The sequence below is a fragment of the Acinetobacter sp. NIPH 284 genome, from assembly GCF_000369425.1.
Lineage (GTDB): Bacteria > Pseudomonadota > Gammaproteobacteria > Pseudomonadales > Moraxellaceae > Acinetobacter.
In genome coordinates this window covers 10,323-22,870 of the sequence record NZ_KB850006.1, presented here as the reverse complement: position 1 = coordinate 22,870, position 12,548 = coordinate 10,323, and the positions used below count along the sequence as shown (strand labels likewise).

Genomic DNA, 12,548 nt, shown 5'->3' with positions numbered 1-12,548 from the left:
CTCCTAAGCCACCACAATTCCGAATGCAGTTGCTTTGTTCTTTAAATTTTTATCTTTTGTATAGAGAACTACATCATTTAATTTATACGATAAAGCAACTGCTAAAAGCTCATCATCATTTTGACTGTTCTTAAAGTTACTTTGCGTACCCTTTGATATAAGGGAAAGAATCTCATCGCGCGCAGACTCGATATTGGTTGCCAATTTTAGGTTTTCAATATTACGAATTGCTTCTCTAATTTCATAAGCCTCGGCCTCTAAGTTTTCTAATACACGTGTGGTTTCTAGCTGTTTTTTTTCAGTTTCACGCATATTGCTTTCAGCATGAGATTTCTTATTATTTAACTCAGATTTTTGTGCTTCTAATAGTATTTTCTTTTGAGTTAACTCTGTTATTTTTTGCTCAATTACTAGCATCTCTGGTGATTTTTCGAGTTTGGAATTGTTTGTTTTTTTATTCTTTGCCATTATTTCGTTCCTCCTCAACTAAACCTTTTAATTTCTTTTTGAGTTCTGCTAATTCATCTTCTACGGTTGTAATACTTGAATTCATTGCTTTAATTTTCTCAGTAAATCCACCAATTACCTTTAACTCACGCTCATGTAGAATGTTATGTTGATTTAATTCTTCTTTTACATTATCAATCTCTTTTCTATTTTTTTCCTTTTGGAAATCCAATTCACTCAAAACAACTTTGGGAAGAATCACCGTATGAGTAGTTTGTATCTCAGGCAATTTTTCTGAATATTTGCGAATAAAATTGGTGTCTAAAATAGCAAATTTACTTTGCTGTAACTTAAATATTTTTCTTATTTTCTGTTCCCACGTTAGCAGTTTTTCGGAGAACTGCTGTAAAGTTTGTGAGTAGAAATTTGGATAATTTATTCGTAACTTGTCACATGCATTTTGCCAATATTGAATTTTATTTAATGTATCTAGATTAATAATCTTTAAATCCCAATGTTCAAAATCCAATAGTTTTAATGAGTCATACATATCAAACAATTCAACAAGTTCTACAATTTTTCGGATAGGTGACTTACTATTTTTAATGCCTAAATCAAATAGTGAGAACTGTAATTCGTTAGTAATTTGCTTCAAGCTGAGTGATGCATGATTGAAATATTCTATAAATTCTTGCAACTCTTTTTCATTAGAAATTGGACTTATTTTTTCTGTCCACAATTTAGGCATGAATTCTTTATTCCATGTCTTTACCACATCCTTATGAAATTGCACTGCTTGACTTACATTCATGATGGGCAATTTTGCCAAAAGTACATCTTCTTGTATAAAGTTTGCCAAGAATATTAACGTGTCATTATTAGGCGAAATAAAAGTTGGTAGATTGATAATCCAATTACCTTGTTGTTTAGAGAGTCGTTTAACAGGTAGGTGATAAGGTTGATGATCAAAATAGCATAATAGAGATCCTACTTCTTCTATAAATATATTATCACTATTAAATTGGAAAAATAATTGAGTAATACTGTCATTTATAGATAGGGGATTTGGTATGGATAAATGTTTTCCCTCTAGAGCAGCATTAGTTGAATTACTTGATAAAATTAAAGCAGGAATATTTTTAGCTATGTTTTGTGCATCTAGCAATTGAACAGTAATCGTATTTTCAACTTTAGTTAAATCTGATTTTTGGTCAGCTAATACAAGCGATAAAATTTCATAATTATCGCTATTTTCTAACTCAATAATATGTTCATTTAAAATCTTATTTGGAGCACTTAGTAAAGGTTTAAGAATATTAGTCTCTAAAATATCTGATGATCGAGTTTTAATCCATTCATTAAATAATTTATCACTACTAGGACTTACGCACTATTATTTATAGATTCTCTGTGGTAGGAGATGATTTTTATCGAGAATAAAGTCATCAATGAAGTCTTTGATGATTGGTCTAAATAATTTCTTCTGCCAACGATATACATTTTCAAAGATCCGCTCAAACTGGTTCTTTTGTATCTCGACGTAGGCCATCAAGGCTGCAAAAATATGATTCAAAATCAGTTTAGATCGTCTTACTTGAAACTTTTCAATATGACAAACCTGTTTAATCACTCGGTGATATTGCTCTATTTTCCAATGACTTGAATGTAATTCATGAAAACCCTCAAAGGACAATAAATCATCTTCATCTTGATGCACAATATAAAACCTCTGCTGTTCTTTTAACTGAGTCTTAAATAATTGTACAAAGCCAAAATCTTTGAGCCAGACCACTTGACCCTGATGAAAATCTGGCAATAAACGCAGTTGAAACCATTGTCCTTTTTCTGGGGAAACCTTACGGTTACAGTCGATACCAAACATAAATCGAATACCATATTTTCTTATGGTTTTTAGATTTCCAGTCGATGAATACCAACTATCACCTGTAATAAATTGAATCTTTGCACCCCAACTAAGTACTTCACTTAACATATCCATAAAGTAATCATTCTTGGTTTTACCCTCAGATTTGTCATAAATTCGGAAATTAATTGGAATATTTTGACCATTCTGATCTGTCGCATACAGGGTAATGAGATTAATCCCCTTGACGGATCGGTGGTGTTTGCCTGACCAAAAATAGCTAACCAAGTCCATATGTTGACTATATGGTTTATCTAAAACAGTATCATCAATACTGACTATAAGTTTATTATTATCAATATGTTGAATTGCTTCTTGATATAGGTCGTGAGGTGTGTAGTCTTCACGCTCCAGAAAGCGATTTACACTATCATGCGAGATATTATAAGTCTCGGCAAGTTGTGTGCAGCTAATAGAGTTCGGTTCTGTCATGAGAAAGCCCATATAAATGGGTAATGTACAAGTTGCTGTAGAAGCATGTTTAGTTCGTCTGATCACAGATACTTTATAAACTATTTTAATACTTTTTTGAATCCGTCAATGCGTAAGTCCTAACTACTATCAAGTTGTAGGTGGAAATTATCATCAAGAGACAAGGTTACAGGCACTGATTGGAAGTTTTCTTGCTCGATATAATGAGTAATGCCATTATCTTCTAACGCCACATCACTATCAAACCACTGCTGAGACTCAACTTCATTTCGACTTAATGTAGGCAATAAAGTTTCATCAATAGAGAATAAAGACTGTTCAAAAGAAATATCTATTTTTGAGGCTTTATTAAGTTTGTCATATTTTTGACTTACTGGATTAAAATAGAATTCAGTAATCGCAGTTCTACGTCTACCTGGAACTTTTTTACTTTGATAGAATTGTTTACCTGTATCAGTTAATGTTAAATTTGCAATTGCTAGTTCTTCTAAATTTTCCGTATCATCTAAATTAATCATACCTATATCTTTCATCGTACTTAAGGTATGACGGATAAATGTAGGTTCTAGCTTGAGAACCTTCGCTATTTGTCCTATGCTCTTTTGCTTTAACTGTGGAAATTCAGCCGCTAGACTCATTAGCAACTCTTCAAAAACTGTGGGTACGCCAACCTTGCGATAATGATAAGTGGTCGTAACTGTATAAATAGGATAGCCAAAAATAGATGTCTTTAGTTTTCTCATTGTGCTAACCTTTACTGTTCAATTTAGATGATACTTTAGGCAAAACATTTGCAAATTCTTGTGCTAGACAAATATTCCCACTCTCAGCTTGATATTCTAAAAACTTGAACATATTTTTATAAACCAATTTTTTATCAAAACCTTTTTCATCCATTCTTGGTAGTTTGACTTCTCGGTTTTCTAACATATTTCTCGCACCAAATATTAATAAAAGATTTTGTGCCCGCGACATCGCTACATTAATAAATTCAAAACGTGCAATATTGGCACGCCCAATACGAAATCTTTGATTTAAATCCCCACCATTATTTTTGACTAGACTAAGTAAAATAATTGGTTTTTCTTTACCTTGATAACGAATAACAGTATTGATTTCCAAATCTAATGCAGAAAACCAACCTTTTGTTTTACCTGTAGCTTTACGAATTTCTTCGCGAATTACACGGCATTGTGGTTGATAGAATGACACCACACCCACTTTCATTCTATTATCTTTATGATAACCCTCTAATTCCAATTGTCGATTTATTTCTACTAACGTTTGAGCAATCATACGTGCTTCTAATCTATTAATATTTCCTTGACCATCGTCAATCTTGAATCGTTTGCCTTGTTCATCATCTGTGGTATCAATCCATAGCACATGATCCTGTTTAGATAATAATCCTTTGAATGCGATATTATGCAACCTTTCCTTTTCTGGGTTGCCACACACTAGCTGCTTATCGTAGAAAAAATTAATCATATTCATAATATCAGGATGCATACGAAACTGGATGTTTAACCGCTCACGCAAACTTTCAGGTGCCTGTTCAAATAATTCTTTAAATAAGCTGGCGGTAACCATCTTTTCATATTTGTGTAGATTTGCTTCAGTCAAATCAGTGTTAGAGACTTCTTGGTCTTCATCGCTTGCGTTGCTTTCAACCTCATCTTCAAAAGTTAAGCCGTCCGCCTCATTAAATACAGGAGGTAATTGTCGATGGTCACCAACTAAAACAGCTTTTTTACCACGCATCAAAGGTAGTAGTAACTCTAGGGGTGTTGCTTTTGAAACCTCGTCAATAATGACTACATCAAAACCATCAAACTCATTTTCACTTAAGGTACGTTCATTTTCATTACAGGTGATTGCGACCAAATTACAACTTTCAAGAAAAGGTTTTTCCAATTCATTCCAATCTAATTGAGCATGTTCAGTAGGGTTACCTAAAATTGTGTCAAAGCGTTCAAGCAAAGGTAAAAAATCTTTGTTTTGGGAACGCATATCAGTTAATTGTTGATTAAGCTTTAAAATATTTTCTTCCTGTACCTTTACAGTTTCTATAAAATCTAAATTATTATTAAAGCCTCCATTAATTAACCATTGCTTCCCTTGTTCATTCTTTTCCTTACCACGATCCACAATTTTATTTAAGTTAATTTCAAGCTCATTAATGTTTTTCTTCTGAAGAATAATGTGCTCATCGCTTGGTTTTTGAATATTGTAACTATTTAGTTCATTAGTTAATTGATGGATAATATCTACTAACAGACTATTGATATCAGCATCAATCGAATGTATTTTTTGCAAACGATGTGTTAATAATAATTTTAATTCCGCTACATTGTTGTTCTGAGTAAAACTTGCACTATCCTCAAATATTTTGTACACGTCAAGATTGAGTCCGCCAGATGCTATGGCGTTATCCTTTAAAGCTTTACGTTCACGGCGTTTTTGTGTCCACAATGCAGATAATTCATCATTGTCCTCACCCTCATCTAAACGCTGGGTAATATCGTCAATTTCTTGCGTCAATTCAGCTATTCTTAACTGCGTTTCTGTATCAATTAAAGTACCTGATGACTGATTTTTTATTTTTTCTAAATCAATCTGCATTTTTCCAGCAGACTCTTTCACTTTACACCAATTACTCCATAAATTGGCAAAAATTGCGATCTGATTATCTGTATCAGCTAACAATAATTCATAGCTAAAACTTTGTTTGATATTTATACTTTCTAGTTGGCAAATTTTTTGAGCTAAAGGTAGTAAACTTTTTGGTAATCCACCCTGAATACTGGATAGAGTTTGAGATGGTTGTTTGCTAATTAGTACATTTAATAATGTATTTATTAACTCAACGGCTTGAGTCTGTTTATTGAAAAAAGCCATATTTTTATCAAATTCTGTTTGATGAATTGATAAACTCTGTTTCGCTTCCTGTAATTCATTATTTTTCTGTTGGTATTCAAGGCGTAGATTTTGCAAATCTGCTGCAATAAATTCTGCATCCGTTTTCCAATTTTTTAGTTTTAATATTTTTCCATTCAAATCGTCAATAGGGGATAAATACTCATCTGTAATATGCCGTTTTAAAGACTGATAATGCTTAGCTAAAACACTCTCACCTGTAAATTCTTTACCTTCATCAGTGATACGATTAACTGATTTAGCCAAACGAATTGCACGTAACTCAGGGTTATCTTGTAAGCGAGATAATGCGTTATCTAAGGCATCATGTGCTTGACTTGCAAGTAACACCGTCTCTCCACGTCTTGTGAATTGCAAACAAGCTTCGGCAATAACTGTAGTTTTGCCTGTACCTGGTGGTCCTTGGATGAGACATATATCTGGTGCAGACAACATTTTTTGGACAGCTAATTTTTGCTTATCATTAAGCTCTTTATTACACCATTCTATTACATCAACTAATTGATCAGGTTCGTTGGCGTTTGCAATGTCAAATAAGTAGCTAGATAAATAAGGCGCATAACATCCTTCATTTTGTTGTAAATTCTTCACAGCTCTTTCATGACGTTTTACTAAAGCTAAATCACCTACTAATGAAATAGATAAAAATCCTGTATGAGGAAGCTTTTTGAATACTTGTTCTATTTTCTCTTGCTTATTTAGTCCATTTTCATCTATTTCATCAGTTATTTGCGACAATTTGTTCGCTAAATCTTCAGAAATTTCCACTGAAACAGTCGCAAATACTGCTTGAGAAATATCAAAGCTATTAGTTTTTTTTCCATCCTCTAGTAAAGATGTTGCTATTGCTTGCATCTGTTCTACTAATTTTTTATCTTTTTTAATATCAATTTTTTGAATGCCGTTTTTTGCTAATAGTTGCCCTAAACCTGCAAAACTACTTTCAACTCTGTCACTATTTTGTTTTAAATTGAATCGAAATGGTTCAGTAGAGACATTAACATTGAATGCATGCAGACTTTGTCGATTAAATGCAGAACGTGCTTTCCTAAGTGCAAGTTCATTTTCAGCAATTACCCAAAATTGTACCTGTCCTAATTCTTCATTAAATTGCCAATTCAAATAGCGTAAACCTTGCGTTTTATGTTTTATTAAATTATTTTTAAAACGTAAGAAGTCTAGCCAACCTGATAGCCTTTCTTTAGTTTTTACAGCATATTTTGGTAATGATTGAGTGAATTCTTTTTTAAGTAGATTTTGGCGATTTCTTGGTGGAAATTGTTCTGAATTCAACATCTGAAATTCAGCTTGAACCTCACTTTCATAGTTAGTTGGTTCAATATTACCGTGTGTCAAAATAACATTTTCAGGAATAAAAATGGGATTATTAGTAGATGTAGGGCAATAGCCAATCACAGCTACGGCGATAGTTTGTGATAGATGCTCATTAAAAATCGGATGAGCAGGGATACGAATTGATAAAGAAATTCGTTTCTCAGAATTATCATTTAAAGATAAGTTAGCAAGATAAGCTGTAATATCTTGATCAAAATCACTAAGGAAAAAATTTTCGCAAAATTTTTGAGCAACTTCTTCAAAATCCTTAGTTGATAATTCCGGAAATTGGTTTGAATAATTTCGGAAAGTGCGAACAACCTTCTGACCTAATTTTTCCAAGGTAACCTGATTTGGGTGTCGAGCTTCACTTTCAGGCAATCGCCAAAAAATAAAATTCTTTATGCTAGTAGTATTTATTTCATTAATTACTTCTGAGATAGGATTAACATTATCTGTAGGTAAAGTAGGGCCTACGACTTCTTCAGGCTTTAAATCAGCTTTAAATAAATCTGCAAATGAGAACATTAAAATCTCGCTTATATGATTTTTAGATATTAAACATCTTAGTAAAGTTAAAAAATTTCCTTCAGTTTATAACAACTTATTCAAATCCAATTATATAGAGAATTAAAAATGAATTTTTAGCTCTATGCCATGCTCAATATGGCTTAAGACCACACTATTTTTGCTAACTATAATCATCAAGGGTATTGCGATAAAGGTAAAAGCTTCCTCGAGTTGAGAATAAGGCCAATCACTACTGAAAACACCATCCTCTAAAGTGACAGAGCAACGCTCCCCCGTATTTGTGTCTTCAATATTCACACGTTTAAGCATACGACTAACAAATACTCGCCAATGAAAAAATTGCAACTCGCTTGTTGCTTTCATGATCGCAGGTTTGGCTATCGTATTGTATTGAGACAAAGCAGGATTTCCAATAGCTTGTTTAATATTATTTGGCTGTTCAGCCATCTGTTTGGTGTCTTGCAGCTTAGCTTCATTATAGTCTTCATTGACTACACAGATTTTAGATGTATCTAAATCATCTAGTACAAGGACTTCTTCAAATGACTTATCAAAGTGAGCAATACATTCGTCTAAATGCTCAGACTTGGTTAAAGCTTGAGCGCATGATGAGGATTGCTCGACATCGACAGCTATATTTTGCTCCTGACCTGTTTTTGACTCTTCTACCTCTGCTTGTGCCGCAATTTCTTGTTGCAATTGCTCACGCTCTAACCGTTCATTTTCTAAACGTTGCTGGTCTTGTTGTTCAGCCTGAATTCGCTGTTCTTCTTCAATCTCTTTTAGGCGCAAGGCATGTTCAATTCGTGCACGTTGCTCAGCTTGTTGCTGTTCTTCTTCTTCGATACGTTTAGCTTCTGCTTCTTGCTTTTTCATCGCTTGGCGTTGTTCTTGTGCAATTCGCTGAATTTCTCGATGTTCTTTATCGGTCAAGGCTAGAATTGACTTAACAAGCTCTTCACAGGTTTTTAGGGTAGGTAAATTGATCGCGTCATCATTAATTCGGATGTCTTTTAATAATTTACCATAATGCTTTTCAAGCTTATTGATGAGCGTGGTTAGATCATCTGTGGCTTCCTCTTCGCTGTTAGTTGAGGTGAAATTTGAGATATCTAAACCACCCTCAATGAACTTTTTAGCTCGGTTGAGTAAGAGATACAAACGCTCCATCGCAAACGTAATGAGCTTTTTATTTTTACTGAAACTTGTAATATTGGCATAGAATACGAGGGCATCTGTGGGATCGTCACTTTTTTCCAATAAATAAGCTAGGCCACGTACCGCAGGGAAATCAATACTCCATAAAACATCATTAAAATCATCGTTTGACTGTAATGATAGATTCTGACGAATTAAATCAAATATTTTTTGAAAAGGAACTATTTTCTGATATTCTTCAAATTCTGCCACGGTCATCGGCATATAAATATCAGGGTTAAGATTCAATGCATATAATACATCGACAATTTCATCGCTAGGTTTGGGTAATTTGTCTCGCATCACAGTTTTCTGCATATGGTTTGGACCACGCATGACCTTCTTAGTGGTAAACACTTGCGACAACTTGCTCATCATGTCGTCAGTATCTTGAACAGGGACATAATGTTGTAGACGCTCAATGACTGTATCCCAGTCCCCCTGCAAACAAGCTTGAAGCGTTTTTAGCCGCTGCAGACGCACCAAAAAGTTCTCTGAAGCGTCAAATTGGCAATATTGATAGATTCTCTCTAAGACTTCTGGGGCATGAATTTGAGGTAATAACGTCAATAGGACTGTCTCAAGCTCATCTTCTTCGGTCAGGTAAGGTAGGATTTTATCCCAATAGTGAGCTTGTAAGTCGTTTAGTTCATGGTTGGTTAGGATATTCATCAGTGCACCCAAATTTTTTAGTTTTATTACAATTAATACTTGCTCTTGCCAATCGGTGGTTTTTTCTAGGCAATGTTCATAATAGGTTTTTGGTAATAGGACCGTAGAATCATTGGATTCTATTTGCTGCCATAGTTTCATGGATTTTTCGCTATTACCTTGTTGATAATAGCTCATTGCAAACACAGTGAGTGGTATATCGATACCCGCGTCTTTTAACTTATGCAGTTGATTAAGAATACCAGACCAGTTAATACTCAGCGTTTCATCAAATAACTTTTGCAGTATGCTTTCAAAAACTACTTGCCAATAGGTTGCATACGGCTGTTGTTGACATTGTTTGACGTATTGATTGGTTACATATACAAATGCTTGTTCAAAAGATAAAGATAATGGCAAATCATTGATGATTTGTAAGCCCATGATGTTGTAGCGAGCCGATTTAGTAAAGTAGTCTTGATAATCTAAGATAACTTGAACTTTCTCATGTTGCCATAAATATTCAAAGGTGAGCTGCTGCTGTTGCTCATTCATTAAGTTGTCAAAGTAATCTTGATAATCTTGAGTTAACTCGCAGATATGAAGCAGTAAATAAAAATATTGCGGGTATTCAAAACGTTGGTAATGTTGTAACGCAACATTAAATATCAACTCAATATCACTACTTTCAAGGGCTTGCTGTTTCTGAATGAGAAACTGCTCAGTCTGTTGTTGATAGCTAGGATTAACATCTTCAAATGTGGCAGTTTGAATAGTACTTGCGCCTAAAACCGAGCCAAATAGGGCTTGCCAGAGCGGTAACTCTTCAGTTTTCCCCAAAATTAAAATCCGTTTTAAGCCTTGTTGAACAGCGGCCCTAAGCGAATTTAAAATGCTATTGAGTTGATAGCGCTTCTCAAAGTCTAAAAACGCAAATTCTTTACTATCTTGCTTAAAATAGGAAAAATCTTGATGAGAAAAGCCAAACAAGGCCAAACTATGCTGCTTAGTGGGTAGCAACGTTAGGCTATAACAACTTCGTTCTATCTGTGTGACATCTGCATAGTAAAACCAATCACCTACCATTTTGGTGTTTTTTAAAATATTTTTAGCATCACGACTATTACTATTCACAACCAAGGCTATTTTATGATTGAGTAATAAAGCTTGGGTTAAAGCAGCATCATTGGTATCGATAAATAAAAGCTGCGTTTCCATTAATACCGTTTCAGCATTTAAGCTCTTATCGAATGCTATCAGATTGGTTTTACTGCGTTGAGTTTGCAATGCATAACTCGTGGTGGTTACGAAGTCGGCTACGTCATACTCGATACGTTGCGTTTGTAATTGTTCATCATTGCTTTGATCACGGTATAAGCGATACAACAGGGTATTTAATTCGTTTTGCCAGTGGTAAATCTTATGAGGAATACTAGCGTAGATATTGCCAATAAAGACAATCGGAGCTTGAATAAATAAGTTAGGTCGCTCCCACCACTCGCTACAGCGCAACATGACTTGCATAGCTAGATTCGAATACTGCTCAGCATTGTCCACCAAAATGCTGGCATAGCGTTGTGAAAAATCGCTTTGTCGATTAACAAAGGCTAAGAGGTCATGTAAATCCCAATAGCCCTCTTCTTGCAGTGGCTGATACCAATCAAGCCAAATCTCATCATGGATTAGCTGATGCAGTTCGGTTGTTGATCCTGAATAGTTTGTTAAGCTCTCACCAAAAGCTTTACCTTCACCCAAGATGTCTTGTTTGCCTTTGATGATATGTTGTATTACAAACCACGCTAACTCAGCAGGAATATAACTAAGTTTTTGATTTTTAATAAAAGGAGCTTTGTTCCATAGCTTGTCAAATTTATGACGGTCAATAAATAAGTCTTGATCAAAATTTGCATTAAGATTCGCTACTAAACTTTCAGCAAGTTCCTGTATATCCATGCAACATGCTTCAATTTTTCTTGTAAGCGTGCTGAAATCCAATTGAATGCTACTATTATTATTGGCTTGATAATACAAGTAATTAGCAATAGCTAATCGCAATGGTAATTTCTCATGCGTCTGGCAAATGAATAAGACAGGTAATACATTTTGGTTAACACCAGGCAGTTGCAAGAGGTAATGAGCCGTCAATATGGCAAGGAGACTCGTTTTACCATGTAGGGCAGGTGCATTTACCAATAAAGGAAAACTATCATTTTGCTGAAAGATTGCATCACAGACGGTTTGCTGAAAAGCATTGAGATATAACGGTAAAGCGTTTCGCTGCTGTGCTAACCAACTATCGCTGTCAAATACTGTATCAGACGGCAAATAACGCTTAAAGGCTTCTAAAGGTGCATCATGTGCTAAATTTAGCCGTAGTGGTGATGTTTGAAACTCTAATGAGGTGTCATTAATGTCAAAATATTGTGGCTCTAGGGTATCCAGACCTTTTTGAATATGTTGATATATTGTTTGTAAATCATCCTCAGTCAAAAAGGGACGTGCACCATAATACCATCCTATGTCTTCTTGGTAATATTCTTCATTATTAGCGCGTTGACTAAGTTGTAAGAGATTAGTCTTTGCTTGAATAAAATAGGCTAAACTGTCACTGTGACTAATTCTTACAGCAACTGGCCCATTTGATGACTTGTAGCTAGAATTCGCAATATTTGCGACATAGCTAGCGATTTCTATATATAGATTTTGTTGGTTATAAAAGAAATCTCCATGCTTATCTGCTTGACAGAACAACGTTTTATACTCATCATCACCTCGCAAAAATAAGCGAAAAAATACCACAATTTGGTAATTTTTTTCCTCAAAAGGTACATCAATCATTTTAGCTAAGAGCCGATAGCGGTAACCAATGCTCTTTCGTACATAATAAGGATGCTGAAATATTTCAAAGAGTTTAAAAAAATCTGGGCGGCTGCCTTTTTTTACCCAATTTGCCAATTCCTCAAGTTTTTGTTCGATTTGATAAAGTTTCGCTTCTTGTTGACAAGTTTCTGAAATATAAACGTACATAACCACCAGCTTTTAAGAACAATTCTTCTTTTCTTAATATTTGTATGCCATACATACAATCTCACAT

General features: G+C 34.4%; 6 protein-coding genes. All 6 read right to left on the bottom strand.

Annotated elements, in window-relative coordinates; genetic code table 11:
* Nucleotides 1-3: 3 nt before the first annotated feature.
* Nucleotides 4-468: a PIN domain-containing protein gene (locus F908_RS00445; RefSeq protein ID WP_005155701.1), complete on the bottom strand. Its 465-nt coding sequence runs from the start codon at nucleotides 466-468 to the stop codon at nucleotides 4-6.
* Nucleotides 455-1,612, bottom strand: a complete 1,158-nt coding sequence (locus F908_RS00440) for a PIN domain-containing protein (RefSeq protein ID WP_005155699.1) — start codon at nucleotides 1,610-1,612, stop codon at nucleotides 455-457. The genes F908_RS00445 and F908_RS00440 overlap by 14 nt, the downstream gene beginning before the upstream one ends.
* A gap of 228 nt (nucleotides 1,613-1,840) precedes the next feature.
* Nucleotides 1,841-2,869 (bottom strand): IS701 family transposase, encoded by a 1,029-nt coding sequence (locus tag F908_RS00435; protein ID WP_081399852.1) that lies wholly within the window; start codon nucleotides 2,867-2,869, stop codon nucleotides 1,841-1,843.
* Nucleotides 2,870-2,922: 53 nt separating this feature from the next.
* Nucleotides 2,923-3,546: a hypothetical protein gene (locus F908_RS00430; protein ID WP_005155696.1), complete on the bottom strand. Its 624-nt coding sequence runs from the start codon at nucleotides 3,544-3,546 to the stop codon at nucleotides 2,923-2,925.
* Between the two features lie 4 nt (nucleotides 3,547-3,550).
* Entirely contained in the window at nucleotides 3,551-7,603 is a 4,053-nt protein-coding gene (locus F908_RS00425; protein WP_005155695.1) for a DEAD/DEAH box helicase, read from the bottom strand.
* Between the two features lie 102 nt (nucleotides 7,604-7,705).
* Nucleotides 7,706-12,481: a hypothetical protein gene (locus tag F908_RS00420; protein WP_005155694.1), complete on the bottom strand. Its 4,776-nt coding sequence runs from the start codon at nucleotides 12,479-12,481 to the stop codon at nucleotides 7,706-7,708.
* Nucleotides 12,482-12,548: the final 67 nt, after the last annotated feature.